Here is a 21,294-nt window from a genome sequence, read left to right on the forward strand (position 1 = left end):
GCCCACCTGACGCCGGTCATGGGCGGATACGAACGTACAACTGGTCGGCCAGCGATAAATCCCCTCGCAGCATCTGCAATTCATCGTCTGACAGATCGGCAAGCAAGATTTGGCCATCACTGAACCGATTCAATAGTGAGTCAATACCGGAGTCGCCAACTTCGCTGAAATCATCTTTGACACGGTCCAAATCCAGTAAAAATTGGATGATGTCAGGGATGCTTGGCTTTTTTGCGCTCAGCGTATGCATCGCAGAGATCCGTTTCTTCGTCGCATCACGACGAGAAAAATGAACCCGTGGAAGAAGGGCCACTGGCAGACCGTCGACTATCCGACTTGACCATATACGCCATGCACTATCGTTGGCGGCATCGATAGCGACACGCGCCGCGTCGACATCTCTGAAACGTACCTGAAGAAATTGTGACGTCGGTCGTCCCAGTTCAACCTGCTCCTGCAGTCTTCTGACGGATTGCTCCAGATCGACCGCAGTATCGACAGGAACGCCGACATCTCTGAGTTTGCGACGAGTACTCAGCGTGCTGCCGAGCGAAACCAATCCCTGATCCAACCGATTCAAAGCCGTCTGGACCTGACCACGGGTTTGCGACTCGTCGCGACCGTCCCTCTTCACACGCGCAAGGGCGGTCAGCTGTTTGGCCCGTGTCGCGAGACTGCGGGTCTGTGCGTCGGGGTTCACAAGTTTGGCTCCTTTACGATGTTAAGCCAGTTGTTGATGGTCTCGGTTAGCTGAGTGTCGACGTCGGCTATGGTCCGATCACTACTCTCCGCCGCCCGGATGCCGGCCTCAACCCATTTAGAACTTGACTCAAGGAAGCTCCCAATTTTCACTAAATCTCCGCCAACTGTTGCGCCAAGGCTACTCAACCGCGCTGTCCCTCCGAGGTCGTCCGCGGTCGCAAGTATTCGCTCCACCTCTTTGATGCAACGCGAGTCCCAACTTCGAGCTTCTGTGTTTAGCGCACCCAAGGCCTGCAAATCGTTCACCGGAATTAGACCAAGGTCCTGGCCGTTCTTGACGCATTCAGTAACAGCGTCAACAGTCTCGGTGAAACTAAACTCTTCCGGCAAATAAGTTCGAATTCGATCAATCTCATTTTTCCAAAATGCCATCTGCCGGCTATTGGTACGCAGCAACGCTTTCAGTTTCCGATGGGCATCAACACACCATTCGGGAACGTCAGGATCATCCTCGGAGTTTACGATCTTCTTGGCCCGACGTACAACCGAAAGCAACCTCTCGAAGTCGATGGCGTAGACGCCACCACCACCTTGTGCCGCACCGATACCGTCTAGGAGGACGTCTACCGCTTTACGCCGCGCCGTGACGTAAGTTTCATAGGCCGAATTCCATTCGGGCGCACGTACCATTGCGTCGCGGCGCACGGATTCATTCCGCCAGAGGCACGCGTTCACGTAGTCAATGTCCCTCGAACTGCTGGGCAATTCTCCGCATGCCGCGGCACCGTTGATCAATGATGCAACCGCTTGAGTAAGAGCGTCATCTCCAACAGATAGTTCGGAAATTATGCGCTGTTTGGCCTCGTCTACACTTCCTGCCACTAGGGCGCTAAGTCGGGCAAGTGTGTCACTACCTTCCGAGGCGTGGCCGCCCTCAATAAGCGCAAGGCCCTTAAGCGTTGTTGCGTTTCGGGGTGTGCGCTCGATCCGCACAAGGGGAGGCAAGACCAGAGGGAGGTTTTCGTTCGCGCCTTCGATCGACACGCCGCGAGATGAATCAGGCACTGCTCGAGAGAGGATAGCCGAACTGGGCTCCTTTATGACCAAGTCATACCAGTCAATGCGCGACACTAAGGCATCGCGAACGACTTTCCTAAAGAAGGGTGCCAAATATTGCGGCAGGACCTGTCCACGCGACCACGCGTCAATTTCGTCCAGTTTCTTCTGAAGCGACCGCGAATGGCCCGTTTCCGAAGTAGATCTCTTCGCATTACCTGCCCCGTCATCGCTACCCGGCGAATCCTCCTGCCGCGATTGGTACTTGATTCCGGAGAGATCGGGAAGAGAAAACGCGGTCACGATATCATCGCTTATCCTCTCCGCCCCGGCCCTGCCCCAAAAGTCAAGAAGCGATATCACACGGCCCTCATCCTCTGCCGAATAATCTTCCGCGATATTCTCCACGATGTGGTTTGCGAGTCCCGGTAGACGCATTGAAGTAGACTCCTCAGCCAGAAATTTCGCCGGAGGAAACTGACCACGTTCGATGACCTCGATGTTGTTGTTAAGAGCATCCCGAACGGCGCGTGATAGAACCTTTCGCGGGTTGAACGACACTCGTTCCCCGTCGCGAGTCGCACAAGCACGAATCGCACGCAGGATGGCGTGCTGATTGTACGGATAAAGTCCATACTCCGCGTCGCCCGACCCTGAGGTCCCGAATGTTGCGTGGCATGACGCACGGAATTCGCATGGTTGGCACCCGTTCGGCACGCCCGGCGTGCTTGACTCTAGAGCGAGTTTACCAACGCGTGCCGCGTTTAAATAACGACCGAAAAAGTCGATGAGCAGTGCGTTTTGTTCGCTGTCTTCTCGTTCAAGATCGAGGTCGAAGTCCACTTGGTAGATCGGCGAAGATGCCTCCGCCCGAGTGCGAAACGTGTCAGGAAGATCTCTGTAGTAGCCCGAAGTCACAGCCATCATGGTGCGGACCGTCGCGTACTTCTCCTGGCCCTGAATGACCCCGATCTCAATGATCGCATCGAGCAGGTCGCGTCTCACCCCTTGAATGAGCGCGACATCCTCGATTAGTAGAACTATTTCTTGACCAACCAGTTTCTCCCGGATCTTCTTGAAGGCCTGGCCGATATCACCGACATTTAAGCTCGCCGCCTTCGTCACCGCCACGTCAAGATACTCGTTTAGAAGGCGCACCGCTTCGAGTTGCATCGGCGCACTCGCGACCAGGCGACTGAAGAGTCTCCGCGTCGCTGCGGCAGCGTCGTCGATATTGCCATTATCTACGATATCGAGGGGAAGCTCTTCGGCGGTAAATTCAAGTGGTATGTCGGACTCGTCAGTCTCCCGGCCATGCAACGCATGCCTAGCACGACGTTTGATGAACGATCCTGGCCTTAGCAGATGCTGCTCAAACAGCGGGTCGGTAAAGAACAGGCGTAGCCCGTTCTCGCCAACAAGGGCTTTGCTGTATGCGTTGTCGGCCTTCGCAGTTCGGAGTGCTTCAGCTAACTCCGCGAGGATCTTATGCTCCATCTCATCCACGGTGACGCCGGAACCCAAGCTTGAGACCTTGCGTCGGAGTTCATCCAACTCGGGGTCGTGCTGGCCGATCAGCAAAGCTTCGATAACATCTCTGAGACTGGTCTGAGTTTTTTGCAGATAGATTACGTGTCGTCCGACTTTGTCGGCGATCGTAGCGTTTACCCATCGGATCAGATGTGACTTGCCCGCCCCGGAGGCGCCTAAAACCGGTGCGACCACAACACCATTGCTGGAATCGCTGTTTAGAAACTCGTTCAGGACGCTCAGTTCGGTGACAACGTTTACCGAGGCATCGTCTCTCGCATCGGTCTGTCGTCGGATACGAAGCGGGGCGTGAGTTGCGAGCAGGACCGCGTCAGACGGTGTGGCCGCTTCTGTAGGAATGGTGGCGGTCACATTCTTGGACGTCCAGCATGCGTAGTTGACCTGAATACTCATCGTCGTCATACCTTAATAGTTACGTGAGAGACATAACGGTTGATACGAAAATTTTGCGCGTCCGGTAACGCGAGGACGCCAGAAGGGTCCGACTGATAGCCCATCGTCAGAAGTTGATGCTGCTCCGCCGTCGACAAGGCCAACCCAAGAGCAGCGTTTGCCGGTTGACCATCTTCCTGGAAGCCGTCATACGTCGCGCTACTGTCTCCGGGGAGAACGGGGATTTCCGAACGTAAGAATTCTAAGACCGTCGCCACCGGTATCTGCTCGCCACGCGGAAGTCGGTCGCCAAACGGATGCTGCAATGCGTCTATCACTGCAACCGACGGATCAGGAAAAATCTTCGCTTTCGAGTCGTGAGTGGGATCGAGGATCTTGATAGCCTCCCGCCCAAACCCGAGTGCTTGACTCCACCACCGGAATCCATTCCATCGGGTGTCGTTGATGAATAGACCCTCGGGCATGTTGGTCTGCACATTAACCGCATAGTGCAGGGCGGTCATTGGGGGTTGCCGCATCAACCAGACTAGAGCGGATCGCAGGTCTGGCGCACCCACAAAATCTTCACCGATCGAGGATGGAGGCAGTACCAAACGCCTTCTCAACACACGCAGAAACGACCGCGCATCGGTAACCTCGTCGGCCGTGTTAAGACAACCCTTAGTCTCATGCACCATCCCAAATTCTTGCAATGCTGCCAAAGCACGCTGGGCATGCGCCCCCTGCATGGGCGCAGCAGATCGCATCGACCTTGGCGTCACTAGATCAAGAACATCGTCTCGCCCGAGGTCCGACTTTGCCTTCACGACGCGATAGACAAGCCACATGGCCTGGGGTAGACAAAGCGCTGGAGACGGATTGAGAACGTCCACGTCACAAACTCCTTATCAGGGCATCCGCAGATATGCTGCGATCACCGGTATCACGCAAGAGATGACCAGGCTTGTAAGGGTTATCTGTTGAAACTGGCCCCAAAATATAGGAAATTAGGCCGAAATTTATTCGGTCTTGAATCGCACTGCTGATCTCTCCGTTCTCAACGATAAAAACCATAGGGCCCTGATACGTCTCCGCCAGTGTGTGAACTGCATTGGGGTCATCGAGAATGATTGGAGTCTGCGGCACAGAGCGTTGAAGTCTGTTGGCTCGATCCGTTTTCAGTCCGGCGAACACCCGCAGGTTGCGTTGGGCCAAGCGGACAAGGAGTGGTTCGAAGTCGGCACCGTCTTCAAACCACACAAATAAGGAAGGTTTGCCTGCGCGCCACTCTGCCAGCGGATCCTTCAAAACGTGCGGAGTCGGCAGTAGCGGACTTGGCTCTACGGGTTGGGTAGGGGACGTCTCCGGCGCACGGCGACACGATGGGCAACCGCGACAGACCGGGAGAGTTCGCAATATTCCACCGGCGTGCGAGACCTGATAGTGACGCGCGATCATCCTGCCGATACATTGGCTTCCGTCAAGCAAATCTAGCGCCGTACTCAGCGCACGTCGCTGTGCCTCGTCGACCTTGTTTCGGACATCTCCAAGTTGTCGAATCCAAGCGTCATGCGACAAGAAATTTCCGTTGAGAAGTTCAAACTCGAGCAAATCCTCAACTTCACTGTAGAACGCATCGCGTGACTGCTCGGCTTCCTCTGGGCTGGCACCATCCGTCAGACTCCACTGCGGTACTTTAAATTGAATAATCCCAGCTTGCGCCATCAGGGTCAGTGTTCGAATATTCCAGCGTCTGCTCCTTCCGAATCCTTCCGATAAATACTTCGGGAGGGAACTCTTACGTACACGGTATCGAAGACCACCTAGTTTCTCCCCCGTGCTGAGAAGGCTTTGCCAGCGCTCCCACCCACGTTCGTTGCCGATCATCGTGATTGAGTTCAGCGTCTTCGCGATTTCTCGGTCGCCAGGCCCGCTGCACAGGTAGGCGACGGATGGCCTCCCGTCACGCCCGCCGCGACCAACTTCCTGATAGTAACGATCGATCGTCTCGGGTAGACACGCGTGGATCACAGTGCGCACATTGGGCATATCAAGACCAAGACCAAATGCCGACGTGCCAACAATGACATCCAGGCCCGTCCTGGAATATTGCCCAGAAGGTTGCACGCCACGCCAGCGTTCCATGACGGTACGTCGGGCATTCTCGCCCGTCTTACCAGTCACACTGGCTACCCGAAGCATGCCGTGAGTGCGGAGTCGATCGGCCCAGTCCTCGGCATCAGCGACCTTGCTCGTGTAGAGGATCAATGGCCGCGGCAATTGGCTGACGGCCTCCAACACGGCATCCCGGCGTGACTGCTCGTCTTCGTGCGAGGCAACAAAGTAAGCGGGTTCCGTGCGCAGTTCCGAACCCCACACCAGGTCTACCTCAGCGCCTCCGACACTAAATAGCTTAGATATCACATCGACTGCGCGTTGGGCGAGCGTGGCACTCAGCAGCAGCACGGATGGTTTTTTACCCTCCGGTGAAGACGAGTGCGCGTCCCTTATCAGTCCAGGCATGGTTTGGAACTCTGAACGGAAGTCAGATCCCCATTGATCCACGAGGTGCGCCTCATCGATCACGATCTGTTGCAGATTGCCGGCACGTGCACAATCCAGGATGGCCGGTGCAAGACTCGACACGAAGGCCTCCGGCGAGGTGTACAGGAGTCGCTGGTTTCCCGAACGAACTGCTTCGCGAAGCTGCTTTTTGTCGTCAGGGTCCAGCGATCCGATGTAGGCGTACCGCGCGTGGGGGCTGAGTCTACGATTGAGACGTTTGGCGGTATCCGATGTTCGCCGCTCCATGTCGAGGGCGAGCACAATCGTGGGAACCACAACGATGGTCACCCCTGAGGTCGTCAGCAACACCTTGGACCAGGCGATCGCAGTTTTGCCGCGCCCAGTCGGTAACGAGACCAGCACTGCGCCACCGTCATTCAGAACCGCAGCACGAGCTGCTTGACGCTGCGTCTGACCGCGGTACGTCGAGTAACCGTGCGCCTCTTTCCAAAACGGGTCCGGGTCGAGCAATCCAGTTCGTTTGATTTCTACGTCTCGGTACAGGTCAAACACCTGCCGCGCGGCCAATTTTTGCTCGTCCTCGGTAGGATCCATCGAGGATGGTGGGCTCCACTCGAGAGCGCGGATGGACCAACCTCCGCCATCCAACGGCGAAGACGTGCAATTGATCTCTTCCCACTGCTCTGGACTTGGCCAAATGGCATCGTTCGGGACGGCGAGGGACGGATTCCCACCGTATGTCACTCCGCTTGTCAGCAGTACCTGGCGAACGAGAGCAGCCACGTCCCGCCAACCAGAGTTGTTGTCGGTCATGCCGCTTATAGCGTCGAGAAGACGACGACAAGCGTCGCTGATCACCCGGGAGGGTTGAAGCGGAGCCTCCCCCGGCCAGGCGGTCAGGGCAGCCTGGGCGGATACCATGTCGTCTCTAGACATAATCGACCCACGACTTCGGCGAAACCACAACACAACTCACGCCGCTCAGGCTGATCGCGGGTTCCGAAACGCCGGCCTCGAGTGCACGCCCGATGGCAACCTCATCGTCGAGTGAAGATGTATCAGCGACTAAACCGCCCGCTTTAGCGCGCGCCCGACTTTGAGCAAGAACCACCTCAGTCTCCGCGCGAATTCGGTGCGTAGCGAACTTGGCCGCTCCAGCAGCATCTATCACCTTCCCAACATTCTCCCTCGCCGCCGTGAAGCAACTATTGGCAACGGGTTCCAAATTGCGCTCGCCGCCCAGTAGAGAGTGCAACGCGCGAATCCGGTCCGAGTTGAGATTCTGGTCTGGACCCTTCTTATAAGGTCGCGATAGATATTCTGCAAATTCTGGATCAGACACTGGTGCAAGGGTATGAGCAGGAATCCAAACACGGCGACGTTGCGGGGCCAGTGCTGCATCCGCGCGACGCCGCGCGATGGGTTCGACCTCAAGTTGCCCTTTCAATAGTTCAAGCATTGGTCGCAGGTCCGCCTCGATGAGGAAATCGAATCCGAAGAAAATCATGGGATCAGCAGTCCAGCGCTGGTTTAGGCGCCACATCGCCACGGCTTGCCCTCGGTCGTCGATACCCAGAAGTTCCTCAAGCCCATCAATGAACGGGTTGCCTCGACGAAAAATCCTTCGCGACGGCTTCTTCACGACCTCCCCACGGTCGAAGAAACCTGTGCGACTCTCCATAGATGTGTCGATTTTCCCTTGCAATCGAGGACTCAACAAAGGCGTGTCTCGAACATCGCGATCAAACGTCGAACTGCCGTCTGCATTCGACTTTTGCGTCAAACGAAAACCTTCCGCCCCTACAATCAATTTCGTGAAATTCGATTCAATAGCCAGCGTGTCGTTCTCGTACGAACCTATTGCAAGTGCCATCTGCTCGCCGTCGGTACGAACTCCATACCCGGACTCCAAGGCATCCAATTCATTGACGCGCCGCTTCTCCAGACGCAATACCTCGACTATGGAATTCTGCTGGTCAGCGAATCCCTCAAGCCCGTCCGTCAACGCCGATGTCCACAGACCGCCGGCGAGATCATCGACCGCCTCCTGCAACGCCGAGATGGAAGTACTGAAGACCTCAAATCCGGACGCGAGGAGTTTGGCCCAGGCAGTCAGCAGTCCGTCCGGGTCGAGATCCGCGATGATGAACTGTTGAGCGGGTCTGTGGCGGCCATACCGGTCGACGCGGCCTATCCGCTGCTCGAGGCTGTTGGGATTTGCTGGCAATCTGACGTGGAAAACACGATCTGATTCCTGAAAATTACGGCCAACTTCCCCACTCTCGTCGACGACAAGTACGCCACCATTGGCGCGCCATCTGGCGGTGGCGACTTCTCTCTCCATTTCAATCTGGTCTGCAAGATGGCCGTAGGCGCTGATTGTCCTTTTTTGCAGCTGGCCGACCAGTGCAGCAGCAACAGTGCCTCGACCGCAGAATACGACTGCGCGAAGTTTCCCGCGACATTGTTTTCCAATGGCATCCGCGAGCACCTCGACCGCGTCCGGACTCACGCTGCCGAGTGTATTGAAGATGTCGGCCTCGAATGCGAAGACTTCCGTCGAATTGAGGATCGCCCTTTCCTGGGGCAGGAGGTTGTCGTCGTTAGCTCCAGTGAGTCGATATCGCAAAGCATTCCGGAGGTCCTCCACCGAACCTCCGACACGGGAGACAAGCACGCTGAGGATCCTGCCGTAGGGCACCGGATCGAGTGAATTGTCGATGATTTTGGCAGCACAAAGGTTCAACCAATCGGCAACCGCATTCGCACCCGCCGAGGCTTCCTCACTCTCAAGGCGTATGACCTTTGGGCGAGTTCTTCCAGTTAGTTCGAACGGTGCGAGTAAGCCCTCGTCGTCTAGTTTCTGCTTCTCAATCGCGTGCCGGCGGTTCCTGATAACACGGTGATGTAACCGGTACGTCTCGGAGATGTGCGTTCGGACCGCGACGACAGCACTCTTCAACGCCTCCAGATCGACGGCGTCGGGATTCCCGCCTGCCGTACGCGCCACCATCAGTGCTTGTTCCATACCATCTCGCAGTGTGTCATCCGAGGGCAGCAGTCTCTGAACCTCCTCGAACTGCAGCTCCAGCAGTTCTATGTTGTCGGGGTCAGGTTCCTCGTCGAGGCCGAAGACTGCGAGGGCAAGTTCGTGCCGAGCAGTGAGTAGTTTCTCGAAACCCTTTTTGTCCTCCCACCGAAACAATCGCGGGTCCAGCAGGTGCAGCAAGGCAAGATGCGTTGTGACTCCACGAGAAAAAGGTGTCGCTGACAGCATCAGAACGCGAGGAATCGCGTGTGCCAAGTCTGCGAGTTCTACGTAAGGCGACTCAGTCCGCGACTCGGTTCGGACTAGGACATGCGCCTCATCAACTGCTAGCAAGTCCACGCCCTGTAACTGTTTCCATTGGTGTGGCGCGCTGTGGGGAAGTATTTCAAATGGCAATTCCCCAGCCTCGTCCGCAAAGTCATCTAGGTAAAATTTCCCGAGCAACTCCGAACGCCATTGGGTAATTAGGGCATCCGGAACGATGATGCCAATCCGGCGTCGTGGGTCGTCGATGAGCAATTGTCGCATCACTAGACCGGCCTGGATGGTCTTGCCCATCCCCACCTCGTCTGCCAGTAGGTAGCGCTGCACGGGGTCTCGAATGATCCGCAGAGCAGCACTGACCTGATGGGCGTGGATCTCCACACCCGACGACATGATGCCGGTGGCCGAACCTGTTGCTGCCCGCTCGGCCAGCAGCAATCCTCGAACTGGCTCGCGCGCATCGCGATATAGCGGGGTCTCGTTTGCTCCGCTCAACAGAACCTGGAGTGGATCCTTCGGCGGAATTTCCCAACGTACCCGCAGGTCGCTCTCTGGAATATCAATATCCCACTGACGATTCGGCACTCGAACGTAGTAGACACCCAGGTCGTCGTCACCAACAACACGGCCCGTTCTCCACCGGCCGTCGCTGGACTCAAAATAGACACGGGTCTGCTTGCCAAGGCGCACGCGCCGAACGTCTGCCACGTTTCGCCACAGTGATCTGGCAACAGGCTCAGCGGCGGACTCGAAGTGCTCAATCTTCGCTTCGGTCCCGTTCACTTCGACGACCCGGCCGATGCCTGGAGAAGTGGGGTAGGTGACCATCTGTCCGATACGCAACGCCAAGATTCGATGCTCCTTCTGGACTGCTCGGGCCTTGGTTCACACCCTATCCGTACGGTTAAAGGATGTTCTCGAAACAAAGCACTTTGGAAGGAGTTCGGCGACAACGTGGCATTCGTTACAAGCGGAGGCGAGGCCTGGGATATCAGATCCAAATGCCTCGAAGCCGAGGACCAGGGTCTCGACTCAGGCCACGTCTTGACCACTGGCAACACCGGGACTTGTGGACAAGCCTGTGGAACTGTGATAGCCCTAAGGGAATCCATTCAGTGCGAACGTCGGCTTCGCTGCGGACGGTTTCCTATCCGCTACATCTCATTCGATCGCAGCACCGGACAGAATTTTGCGGCCTCGCAGCAATCCGAGGACTCGACGTGCCAGAGATTCACGCCCCGGCGGTTCCGATATTGAGGACCTAGCGACTAATCAGGACATCTATCACTCCGGTGATTTTGCGCTCTAAGCTCCCTAGGAGACCCGCCAGACGTTCGGTCAGCGGTTGCCCAACTCTCCGCGCAGTAACCGACCCGGTCGAATGCGCATACGTTCTGCCAGTTAACGAAGCGCCCTAAGCAGTAGATTCGTCAACAATTTCACGTCGTTAGGTGTGTTCTGGAGACCGTTCCACCTGCGCTCGTCCTGTGGGCCAAGTTTCCAGGTGCCACTGGACCACGCGACGACCTCGTCCAGCAAAGCGAGCGTTTTGTCAAGACCCAAATCTACGACCATCTCGACGGGCGTTCCTTCGGTGGTCGCGTCCATGACATACCCGAGTGACTGGATGCCGACGCCGTGAGTAAGTCGCGACTTGCGAGGCTGCAACTTCCATTCCACCGGCCACGTGTTCTCTACGATTGTCCAGAACAGCTTGAGATGGAGCACCATCTGGTCCACATCGCCGAGTCCGGTCTCGGAATCTCGGTACTGGTAGAGAGCCCCGTCGTACAGGCTGTTCTCGATCATCTTCAGGACGCTGTTGTCCTTGATGTAACCGTCCGGCGATGTGGGTGTCGAGATCGTTCCCCTGAACGGCGAGTCCTCATCGACGTTCAATCGAGTCATAACCTGAGCAGGGAGTTGCCGCTTAGCCAGGCGGGGCGGCAAGTGTCCGACTGCGCCGGGCAGGAGTTCGTGGATCAGTCCCTTCGGTAGCGGCTTGGTGTTGTTCACCAAGATGAACTGCGAGCGTTGCTCGTCATCGCCATCCGCCAGGAAGCCCACAGCCGCGACCGGGAAAGACTCAACATCTGCGTCGCGTATCGCGGCCGTGCGCTGCTGGCCGTCGACAAGTAGTGCTGGCTTCTGTGACTCCGACTCAGTGAGGTCCACCGGTATGACCAGTTCGCCCGGGGTCGAGTACGCAACAGGACTGCGCCTGCGATAGGGCGTGAACTCCACACGTTTGTCGAAGGCCAGCACGACTGCGTTCGGAAGCATCGCCCCGGGGGACTCAAGGTAGCGCTGAATCGCGCGAATATGGCTGAGCACTTCTGGTCGCTGGTATCCCCGCAAGATGCCCTCCGACCGTCCAATGCGTGACACAGCCGTGAAGTCGAGCAGGTCTTTACCGTCGACCGCGAAGCAATAGATCTTTCGATCTCCTTGGTTGATTTCAAGTGCGGGGACGGTGATCTCGTATTGATCAGACACTGGTCGTCTTCCTCTTAATGGGCTTCGGGAGGGTTTTCATCTTGGCTGCGAGGACGGCCAAGTTATGAAATCCCCGGCGCTTGTTGCGTTCGGTTCCGCGGAAAATGGCGATGTCGATTCCATGCTTCTCGCACAGACCACAGGGGCATGACTTCCAAGGAGCACTACTGAGAGTCTCCTCGTAGAGCGTCAGGTAACTTTTCTTGACTGCGATCACTTCCTCGTACTCTGCAAGCGCTTCTAGCGCGTGGTGCAGAGTGCATGTACCGACGTCGAACTCGCGCAGTGCTTTCAGGGCGGACCTCTCTGACCGTATTGCCTGCGCCTGAGAAACTTGTCCGGACAAGATTGCACGCTTGAGCATCAAGTTGCCGTCGACCTGAGGGACCCGAATCGCAGTGAACGCACCGGTATCGGTGTGATAGTTGTCCCGGTCGTCCATGAATGACTGACGAAACGCCGACGTGCTGTCGAAACTCGTGACTCCAAGGCGAGCAAACTTGCTAATTGCCTCGAACCGAGTGACGCCGAGGAGATGCAGTTCGACGTCTGTGCTCCTGATTTCGTCGATACTCATCAAGCAGTCGAGTATGTCTGGCGTCTTCAGCGGAACCATGCCGCCGAGCGCGATCCGCTTGTAGCCGAACGACTGAAGTTGTTGCACACTATCGGCGTAACTCTCAGGATCCCATCCCTGCGCGGCGCCGACTGGTTCGACAGTCGACTTTCGAGCGCGCGCGTTGTCGATGAAGTCGAGACCGTTCTTGAGGGATATTTCTCGTCTCTCGACCCACTCCGGCGGAGGCGGCTTCGCGATCATGGCCGGCCTTTGGTAGCCCAGAATGACGTGATCGATGCTCACGCCCGAGTCGAAGCCGCATTCCTCGTAAAAGTCCAAGACCTCATCTGTGGTGTACGGCGGAGTGTGCTCGTTCACGTACGAGAACGCCCCGCAATCTCCGATCGTCGTAACGTCGTCGGGCAACCGGAAAAAACCTCGCACGCCTAGTCTGAACAACCGCTGCCGCTGAGCACCGGTGTATTTACCAACACCGCCAACCGAACCGTCCACGATTGCTTTTGAGACAAGGAGACCCTGGTAGGCCGGCTTCGTCAGGACCTCGTGCGCGTACTTGTCGTCACGTTGCCTGACCCTGAGTGGCGAGTACTCGTCGCGCTTGAAATCATAGCTCGGGCTGACCAGATCCTGGCTGTCCGGGAAATAGAACTTCACTGGTCGACCGTCCTTGCATCCACGTACACGCGTGCCAGGTAGTTGGACAGCGCGGAGATGTGACGAGGAGTGTTCTGCAGTTCGTTCCAGGGCAAGCCCAATTCCTCCCACGTTCCAGATATCCAGTGACACTTGTGCGCTACGCGCGCGATTTCGTTGAAAGCTTGGTCCTGAGCACTTGGTGACTTCAGATCGACCTGCGGCATCACCCGGTCCATCAAACGGGCCATCGCCCTGATCCCGACTCCGCCCATGAGTCGAGACTTGGTTGTAGGTTGCCCCCAAGCGGAAGGAAATGTCGCCTTCACTGCAGACCAGTAGGTCAGCAAAAGGTGCCGAATGCCCTCTGTGTCGGTCTGTCCGGTTGCAACGTTCCGGTACGGGAATAGAACACCAGAGGGGCTCTCCAGGGACTCTTTCAGAGCGTCAACCAAGCTGGTATCAGTAATGACGCTGATCTTGCGAGTCTCCGAATCTGTCGAAGCTCGCTTGACCAACCCACGAAAAGGAGACGCCGGGTCTTGGTTCAACATGTCGACCAGGGCAGACGGGAGGCGTTTCGCTGACAAGCGAGGAGAAGGCGCGGCGAACACCTCCGGCAGGAGTTCGGTTACCAGATTCGACGGAAGTGGCGCGACAGTGTTGACACGGAGAAACTGCTCTCGCTGCATGGCGAGCGACGTCGCTACAAAGGCAGCAACAGGTACCGGCAACGACTTGTTCGACGTCCGAGAAAGCGCGAGGCTCCTTTGTTGGCCGTCGACGATCCACGCGGGCCTCGGGTCGTTCTTGTCGGCCGGTATCGGAATCTCCAACGTCCCTGCTGTTGACAGGCCATCCGTCGCGCCCGGGCCTCGGCTCGACTTGAATCGAATCGAGTCAGGGAGCGCCATAATTATTCCGTTGGGAAACAGAACTTCTGCACCGTTGAGGTAGTCCAATATTTGCTTGACATGAGTCTTCCGCTCCGGCCGTTGGTAACCGATCAGTTTTCCAGCATCATCACGTGAGATGCGTGCAACATCGGCAACAAGATCGATGTCTTCGGCGGCCAGCGCGAAGAGGTAGACGGACAGACCTGGGCTTTGCTCGATTTTCAGAGCACGGCGATGTATCCACTCGGGGGCCTGATTACCCATCACTGAACTCCTGCCGAGTGGAAGATTTGGCCAAAGCGCTTTTGCTCGCAAGCGATCCCCGAGTCTCGCACCACTCGCAGCGCCCTTGACGCCGACATGGTCGGGTCGCTCTCTTTGAGGGTTGCAGCAAGGTCTGACAATTCTCTGTCTGTCGCGGGGCGACGTCCCCATGACTCGACTACCCGAACCGAAGTACGCCACCTGGTCCATGTTTCGTGGTCGTCTGGTCCAACGAGCGCCGAAGACTTTCTCTGCGCCCACCAAGATCGCGCCATACGGAGGTTGAGGCTACTGACTGTCCCTCCGAGAGCTGACCGCAGCGCTCGGTCTGCCGGAACTCGCGACATGCCATCTACGTCCTTCCAACCGCCGACGATCAAGCAGTCAGCGCCCTTCCTTGCGACACGAACCAGATCCTGATGAATCGCGCGCGCATACCCATCAGAGAGTACAAACAGAACCGGACTCGAACCGACCTCGTTCAACTTGGAGGCCGAGTCAAGTGAGTTGATAAGCGCCCACCAGTCCTGAGACTCCGCCGGGTTGGACACAACCGAGTCAGGCTGGCTCGACGCAAAGGTCGCTGCATAGGACGGAGTTCGATCCGCAACAGATCGCAAACCCAGTCCAGCGGATGCGACCAGCAGATCGACCTCGACGCCGCTGGCCGTTATCTCTCGTCGTAGTTCCTTGACCTGAGCCCACGCTTCGCCCTTGTAGAGGTCATCCAGTGACGATTGCGCTGGTTCGGACCTCAGTCGCCGTGACCACTCTTCGACCCGTTCGGTGACAGACCCTGCCGGTAGGTTTCGAACGCTCGTGTTTGCGCTGGGGCGAACCGACTTACGTTCAGTGCAGTTGACGACGAGTGTCAGTTTTTCCACGCCACTTCCGATCTACCGATGCAGAAACTACATGCTTTCGCGATATGCTCATGATGTAGTTAAGATAGGCCACACATCAAGATGGGACAACAAGGGAGCCACATGGCAAAGGCAGCAGTCGTACTTCTGAGCGGCGGACTCGACTCGACAACGGTACTGGCCATGGCTAAGCACCAAGGTTATGACCCCTACGCACTGTCTTTCAGTTACGGCCAGCGGCACAGCATCGAACTGGAGGCATCCGCACGTGTCGCCAAGGTATATGGCGCGGTCAGGCATGTGGTGGCGAACATCGACCTCCGCGTATTCGGCGGGTCGGCGTTGACATCTGACGAAGCCGTCCCCAAGCACGACTCCCCCGAGGAACTTCCTGACGACGAGATCCCGTCGACGTATGTGCCAGCAAGAAACACAATTTTTCTGTCCTTCGCCCTTGCTTACGCAGAAACTGTCGGGGCCAAAGACATCTTTATCGGCGTGAACGCACTGGACTACTCCGGTTACCCTGACTGCCGTCCCGAGTACATCGAGGCCTTCGAGACCATGGCCAATCTCGCCACGCGTGCCGGAGTTGAAGGTAACCTCCTCAAGATTCAAGCGCCGTTGATGAAAATGACCAAGGCTCAGATCGTCGAAGCCGGTCTGGCTCTTGGAGTCGACTACGGACTGACCTCGTCTTGCTATGACCCGGACAGTGCAGGGCGGCCCTGCGGGCACTGCGACTCTTGCCTGCTCCGACTGAGAGGGTTTGCAGATGCCGGTTCTAGCGACCCACTCGAGTACCAGGCGGTCTAGCGTGGCATACAAGGTTAAAGAAGTCTTCTACACACTCCAAGGCGAAGGCACCCACGCGGGCAGGCCAGCGGTCTTCTGTCGCTTCACCTCGTGCAATTTGTGGACGGGCCACGAGAAGGATCGCGCTAGAGCGATATGCCAATTCTGCGACACAGACTTCGTTGGAACGGATGGCCCGGGCGGCGGCAAGTTCGCCGATGCCGACGCGCTAGCCGACTCGATCGCAAGCCACTGGCCAGAGGGTGCCGGCAACCGCATGGTGGTGTGCACCGGCGGTGAACCGCTCTTGCAAATGGACACACCCCTAGTTAACGCGCTACACGACCGTGACTTCTATATTGCAGTTGAAACGAACGGTACGCAGACCCCGCCCCCAGGCATCGATTGGCTGTGCGTAAGCCCCAAGCTTGGCGCTCCCCTTGTTGTTGAGGGTGGTGAGGAGTTGAAACTCGTTTATCCACAGGTTGGTGACGATCCAAGCAGATATGAACACCTCGGTTTCACAAGCTTCAAACTTCAGCCTATGGACAGCGATCAATCTGCCGAAAACACCGCCGCCACAGTGCAATACTGCCTGGATCACCCGAAATGGCAACTCAGCTTGCAGACACACAAGTACCTAGGGATCGCCTAAATGACTACTGAAATCTACCGCGAGTTCAATTTTGAGGCGGCGCACCGTTTGCCAAATGTCCCGGAGGGGCATAAGTGCTCGCGCTTGCACGGTCACTCGTATCGATTCGAAGTCCACGTGACTGGCCCAATCGACGAAAAATTTGGTTGGGTTGTTGATTTTGGAGACATTAAGGCAGCGGTCAATCCAATTGTTGCCCTACTAGACCACTACTACCTCAACGAGGTTGAGGGCCTTGGGAACCCCACCAGCGAACTCCTGGCGGAGTGGCTTTGGATTCGGATTGAGCCGGAACTACCCCTCCTCAGCAAGATAGTCGTTCGGGAAACGTGCACTTCGGCTTGCACTTACACTGCACTACCTCGGTGAAGAACCTGATGCGCTGAACCATCCATCCGGAGACGTGCGGTCCCCACTCGCCTCTGCAAAGGATCTCTCGATCGTTGAATTAGCAATTCGGCGCGACCAACCCGTTTCTTTACTATTTTCGACTGATGATCAGTGCAGCATGCCATGAGATTGTCAAAAATTGAAGAGCCTCCCTCTGCTGCTGCAACAATCATCGTTGGTATTAGCTCAGAATTTTTTACGGTTGCCGAACATTCATGGAGTTCGCAACCACCAGCAGCTCTCGCTAGGACGCAATACCTCAACCTCGATGTCATACGTCGCTCAAGGTAGGGTATCCCCATTTGCCATAGGGGCAAAGAGCCCTTCCCGAGGTTACATCCTTGGCACAACAACTGTAGGTTGTCGAGTGAATCTTCACCACCGAGGGCGATCGGCCATCGGTGATCCACATGAGGCTTGCTTTCCGCGTCGAGAAAGCGACCGCAAACACCGCACCTGTCATTCTGTTGCCGCTCTAGAGCAACCCGTTCTTCGTCTGAGATATTTAGCGTTCGCGGTTGTCGACGCGTAGATTTAATTTGACGATCAGTGGGTTCACAGCCGAGCACTAAGTGTTGATACGCCCGGGCCTGCTGCTCCGAAAGATGATGCGCTGGAATCAACCGAATGAACGCTCGCCCCTGAACCTCCACTAACTTTTCAGTCAGAAAATCATCGAGCGAATACCCAATCTTTGCGGCACCCTCCGCTATTAAATCCAAAATCTCAGGGTTGACCATTGTCAGCCATTCCGGGCGGCCGTCATATCCAACGTAACACTTTCACGAGATAAGAATTGCGATAAGGCCAGAATGTCCTGGTTCGTGTTTTGCTTCCCAGATATTTGCTCACGCCAGTTCTTCTTCTGCGTCGCCGTACCCGCAGCAGAGGCTGTGTCCGTCCAGACAACCCGAGTCGCGAGCCTGTTAAGGCTTTGGTTAAGGCGGACTTCAACATCCGGGTCATCAAGTTCGATACCTGAGGTTAGGTACAAGGTCAGTTTGTCGATCAGGACCTGGGTAACTGCACGCAGTCCTGCACCGTGCATAAGTTTGGAATCGGCCGGCCTAAGCCCCCAGGAATCCGACCACACATCTCGCACGACATTAAAAGCGTCCCCTACGATATTCGCCAGTTTGACTGCAGTGTCAGTGAGGTCATTAGGTAGCTCCTTACGAAAAGACGTGACAATCCCGAACAAACTGTTATAAACAACGACGGCACCACTCCCCCGAGACCCGGGGTAGCGAACGATACCGTGAAACGGCGAGTCCGTGTCGTCCAAGGACAAAATGCGCACCGCCTCGGCCGTAATTTGCTCATTCTTAAGATAACCAGGAGCAGATTCCATCGAAGCCAGCAGCGCTTTCGAAAAGTCCGTCGAAATCTTAATCGAGTCGTTGGCGACTTGAAATACGCGCTTCGCTTCCTCTTCGGATGCCGAGACAGCACTGACGCCAATATCGATGAATGGGACTCTCTCGACACTGATCAGACTGAGCGCGGCTGTGCGTTGCTGTCCATCGACAAGAAGAATTGACTTCTCCTCATCAAAAGCAGCTTTTCGCCACGGGAATGAGATTTCCACGATCCGCGAACGCTGAACAACCGCATCGCGTTCATTTAGCACTGGTTGGAACTCTTCAACCGGTCGAATAACTACAAATGACTGCGGCAAGTCATCAGGTACCGACTGGCCAACATCGAGAATCTGAGTTGTACCTTCGAGTAGGACAAGCAGGACGGGATTCGGCACCTGAGTGCCGGCAGATATTCCATCTCGGATTCTAAGAACATGACTTTTTATTTCGTCGCGCTGATTTCCAGTTCCAGCTAAAGAATCAAGTCGATCGATACGAGCTAAGCCTCGGACTAACCGGCCCTCCATCGAGAATTGGTAACGACTATCACCGGACTCAGTCTGCGATTCGATCGCTGTAAGCCGCAATGTTTGACTGGAATTCACTGCCCGACGAAAAAGCTCCGTGCCTACAGGATCGAACGGCCGCTGGGTCCTTACCGAAGTTTCGAGATACTTATCTTCAACCAGCGATTTCAACGCATCCCTGATTGCCGCCTTGCGCGCACCGTCCCCCCACAAAGATGCCACATCCTCGGCTGAGAGAAGGGGATCATCCAGCACATCGAAAATAGACCTGCAGAAGTCGGTCGGCGTGACAGACGTGTCTTCGCGAAGTGCGGCAGCCAAACCGCGTTCCTCGTCCGTCAACGTTGCCAACAGATATTCGCGCACTATAGGTCTCCTGGTCGTATGGATCGATTACATCGATTGTTACACGTATATCGCACAATTTTCTTCAAGGCATGCTTCTTGAGAGTACCTAAGCACCTTCCTTCGACGCGTCACAACTCCAACCAGGCTGGGCTGGACTGACCACAATGACCCCGATGACGCCACTTGACCCAGTTTCGCAGGACTTTCGCAGCCTCCCTCCCCAGCAACTTCACCCCCACTTTCAACAGTGCCCAGACGCAATACGAGTGCTGAGGACTCTGTCGGTGCCCGATGCTTCGATGGCGGTATGTCACGACTCGACGAGGGGTTCCCGCCGCCCACGGCCTGTGTGCAGTGGTGTCAGCACCGCAGCTACGACCTACACGTCCTCGACGACGGTGTGGAGGTGGACCTGGATTGGTGGAACGGCCACCTCGACAGGGCAGGCCACGATCTCCGACTGCGCGGTCGCAACCTCGACGGCGAAATCGTCGAGTACGGCGGTGCCACGGTGCAGCGCAACGATCTTCGGATCGGCACCGATCTGGCTGTAGGCGAACACGATTCGCTCGGACTGCTGTTTCTCTGCGCAGCGTGGCAAGGCAGCCACCGGCACCGCCGAGCAATGCGACGGTTCCCGGACGTCATGAATCCGCACCTCAGCCGTCCCGACGAGAACCCGTCGCGAAGACTCTTGCGGTGCTCGACAGCTGCGTCAGAAACCGCGCAGTGCCCGACCACCCGAACTCGACCTGGTCCGGCTGGCCCGACGCACCGGGCGTCGGGATGTCCCTGATGGCCACGTTCCTGTGGGCGGTCAAGGCGTCGGTCTACGGCGGCCCGGCGCAGCTGATCGACCAATACGGAGTCTCGACACTCATCCACGAAGGATGGCTCGAAGACCCGTCCGTCACCGGCTTCACCCGTCGCCGATACGACCGCTACGTCAAACTCATCACCGCATGGGCCACCGACATCGGCACCAGCCCCGAGCTCGTCGAAATGTGGCTCGTGCAGCGCTGGAGCGCCCGACTCAACGAAGCACGACACGGTCGCTACACCGCACCCACGTTGTTCTGAACGGTCGAGTACCCACGCACCTCAGACCGACGTCCGCCCGCTCGCGACGACGTCCCCGCCGGCGAGCGGCCATGATGTAGCGATGAGCATGCAGTTGCACGGGCGACTCGGTCAGGTGCATCCCACATGGTTCACCACGGCATTCTGGGTGATCCTCGTGGTTTCCACGTATTGGTTGGTCTTCAACTCGGATTGGCAATGGTGGCTTCTGCTCGCCGCATTCGGCGGAGCGGCCAACTACTGCTGGTGGCGGGTGCGACGGCCGCAAAAGCTGCGCACACTGTGGGCACTGGCCTGTGGCCTGATCGCTACTGCCGCCCTGCTTTCCGCCGGGTGGGCCCTGCTGACTCCTTTCTCGGTGTCCACCGAAAGCGTAGGAAACAACCGAGTCGTGTGCGGCTCGATCGTCAACAGGATCCAGGGCGACGACCTCCGCGAAACCGACGGCACGTCGGGAGAACTCATCGTGCGGGATCGACCGATCCCACAGAGCGAGTTCGTACGCGTATGTGCCAACAATGCGGACTACCGCACGAGCGACGTAGTGGGGGCCACCGTCATCGGGCTGTTGTTCGCCGTTCGCGCGACCGGCCACCTCGTTCGGCGAGCTGACAGCGCGACGCACGAGGCGGCACAGTCGTTCAGGTCGTGAACCGTTCACGGCGTCCTCGGCAGCCTCACTTTCCTCACCCGACTGGCATCAACAATCGGTACAACATCTCGCGCGAAAGCAGTCCGTACGGAGAGGGTTTCGACAACACGACACCGGCGGACGTGGCTGCGGGTGTTACCACGTAATCCCCACCGATGCTCTGTCGGCGCTGACCGGCATCGGATGGAGATCAGAAGCGGGGTTGTCAGGACACTCGACCATCTTCTATGGTTA

At 56.9% G+C, this 21,294-nt stretch carries 16 protein-coding genes; 5 read left to right on the top strand and 11 right to left on the bottom strand.

What is annotated here, in order from left to right; all coding sequences use genetic code 11:
* Positions 1 to 16 precede the first annotated feature (16 nt).
* The 8 genes from MTX35_RS13415 to dbpB (MTX35_RS13450) all read right to left on the bottom strand — a co-directional run bounded on the left by MTX35_RS13415 (position 17) and on the right by dbpB (MTX35_RS13450) (position 14,389).
* Entirely contained in the window at positions 17 to 700 is a 684-nt protein-coding gene (locus MTX35_RS13415) for a hypothetical protein (protein ID WP_243595452.1), read from the bottom strand.
* Positions 697 to 3,702 (bottom strand): protein DpdH, encoded by a 3,006-nt coding sequence (gene dpdH, locus MTX35_RS13420; RefSeq protein ID WP_243595453.1) that lies wholly within the window; start codon positions 3,700 to 3,702, stop codon positions 697 to 699. The genes MTX35_RS13415 and dpdH overlap by 4 nt, the downstream gene beginning before the upstream one ends.
* Before the next feature lie 5 nt (positions 3,703 to 3,707).
* Positions 3,708 to 4,574 (bottom strand): hypothetical protein, encoded by an 867-nt coding sequence (locus MTX35_RS13425; RefSeq protein WP_243595454.1) that lies wholly within the window; start codon positions 4,572 to 4,574, stop codon positions 3,708 to 3,710.
* Between the two features lies 1 nt (position 4,575).
* Complete coding sequence (gene dpdF / locus MTX35_RS13430; protein WP_279395926.1) at positions 4,576 to 7,143, bottom strand: protein DpdF; 2,568 nt, start codon at positions 7,141 to 7,143, stop codon at positions 4,576 to 4,578.
* Positions 7,136 to 10,369 carry a protein DpdE gene (dpdE, locus tag MTX35_RS13435; protein ID WP_243595456.1) on the bottom strand — a complete coding sequence of 1,078 codons (3,234 nt, stop codon included), beginning with the start codon at positions 10,367 to 10,369 and terminating at the stop codon, positions 7,136 to 7,138. Before dpdE ends, dpdF begins: the two co-directional genes overlap by 8 nt.
* Positions 10,370 to 10,921: 552 nt before the next feature.
* Positions 10,922 to 12,016, bottom strand: coding sequence for a DGQHR domain-containing protein DpdB (dbpB, locus tag MTX35_RS13440; RefSeq protein ID WP_243595457.1), 1,095 nt, complete (start codon positions 12,014 to 12,016; stop codon positions 10,922 to 10,924).
* Positions 12,009 to 13,250: a tRNA-guanine transglycosylase DpdA gene (dpdA, locus tag MTX35_RS13445; protein WP_243595458.1), complete on the bottom strand. Its 1,242-nt coding sequence runs from the start codon at positions 13,248 to 13,250 to the stop codon at positions 12,009 to 12,011. Before dpdA ends, dbpB (MTX35_RS13440) begins: the two co-directional genes overlap by 8 nt.
* Positions 13,247 to 14,389 (bottom strand): DGQHR domain-containing protein DpdB, encoded by a 1,143-nt coding sequence (dbpB, locus tag MTX35_RS13450; RefSeq protein WP_243595459.1) that lies wholly within the window; start codon positions 14,387 to 14,389, stop codon positions 13,247 to 13,249. Before dbpB (MTX35_RS13450) ends, dpdA begins: the two co-directional genes overlap by 4 nt.
* A gap of 986 nt (positions 14,390 to 15,375) precedes the next feature.
* Between dbpB (MTX35_RS13450) and queC the strand changes: the two genes are divergently transcribed.
* From queC to queD, 3 genes are read left to right on the top strand one after another with little or no spacing between them, the layout of a single operon-like run.
* Positions 15,376 to 16,068 (top strand): 7-cyano-7-deazaguanine synthase QueC, encoded by a 693-nt coding sequence (queC, locus tag MTX35_RS13455; protein WP_243595460.1) that lies wholly within the window; start codon positions 15,376 to 15,378, stop codon positions 16,066 to 16,068.
* Between the two features lies 1 nt (position 16,069).
* Positions 16,070 to 16,702: a 7-carboxy-7-deazaguanine synthase gene (queE, locus tag MTX35_RS13460; protein ID WP_243595461.1), complete on the top strand. Its 633-nt coding sequence runs from the start codon at positions 16,070 to 16,072 to the stop codon at positions 16,700 to 16,702.
* Entirely contained in the window at positions 16,703 to 17,071 is a 369-nt protein-coding gene (gene queD, locus MTX35_RS13465) for a 6-carboxytetrahydropterin synthase QueD (RefSeq protein WP_243595462.1), read from the top strand.
* On the opposite strand, the gene MTX35_RS26275 is transcribed toward queD, so the two are convergent.
* From MTX35_RS26275 to MTX35_RS13475, 3 genes are all read right to left on the bottom strand, one after another.
* Positions 17,050 to 17,832 carry an HNH endonuclease gene (locus MTX35_RS26275; RefSeq protein WP_374230293.1) on the bottom strand — a complete coding sequence of 261 codons (783 nt, stop codon included), beginning with the start codon at positions 17,830 to 17,832 and terminating at the stop codon, positions 17,050 to 17,052. The genes queD and MTX35_RS26275 overlap by 22 nt on opposite strands.
* A 2-nt stretch (positions 17,833 to 17,834) precedes the next feature.
* On the bottom strand, positions 17,835 to 19,346 hold the full coding sequence (locus MTX35_RS13470) for a DGQHR domain-containing protein (RefSeq protein ID WP_243595463.1): 1,512 nt from the start codon (positions 19,344 to 19,346) through the stop codon (positions 17,835 to 17,837).
* A 361-nt stretch (positions 19,347 to 19,707) separates the two neighbouring features.
* A complete protein-coding gene (locus tag MTX35_RS13475) occupies positions 19,708 to 19,938 on the bottom strand; it encodes a hypothetical protein (RefSeq protein WP_243595464.1) in 231 nt (76 codons plus the stop codon).
* A gap of 119 nt (positions 19,939 to 20,057) precedes the next feature.
* Here MTX35_RS13475 and MTX35_RS13480 point away from each other — a divergent pair, with 119 nt between their 5' ends.
* Both MTX35_RS13480 and MTX35_RS13485 read left to right on the top strand, forming a co-directional pair.
* A complete protein-coding gene (locus tag MTX35_RS13480; RefSeq protein WP_243595465.1) occupies positions 20,058 to 20,408 on the top strand; it encodes a hypothetical protein in 351 nt (116 codons plus the stop codon).
* Between the two features lie 82 nt (positions 20,409 to 20,490).
* Positions 20,491 to 21,060: a hypothetical protein gene (locus MTX35_RS13485; RefSeq protein WP_243595466.1), complete on the top strand. Its 570-nt coding sequence runs from the start codon at positions 20,491 to 20,493 to the stop codon at positions 21,058 to 21,060.
* Positions 21,061 to 21,294 lie beyond the last annotated feature (234 nt).

The organism is Rhodococcus sp. ARC_M12 (genome assembly GCF_022810385.1).
Classification (GTDB): Bacteria; Actinomycetota; Actinomycetes; order Mycobacteriales; family Mycobacteriaceae; genus Rhodococcoides; species Rhodococcoides navarretei.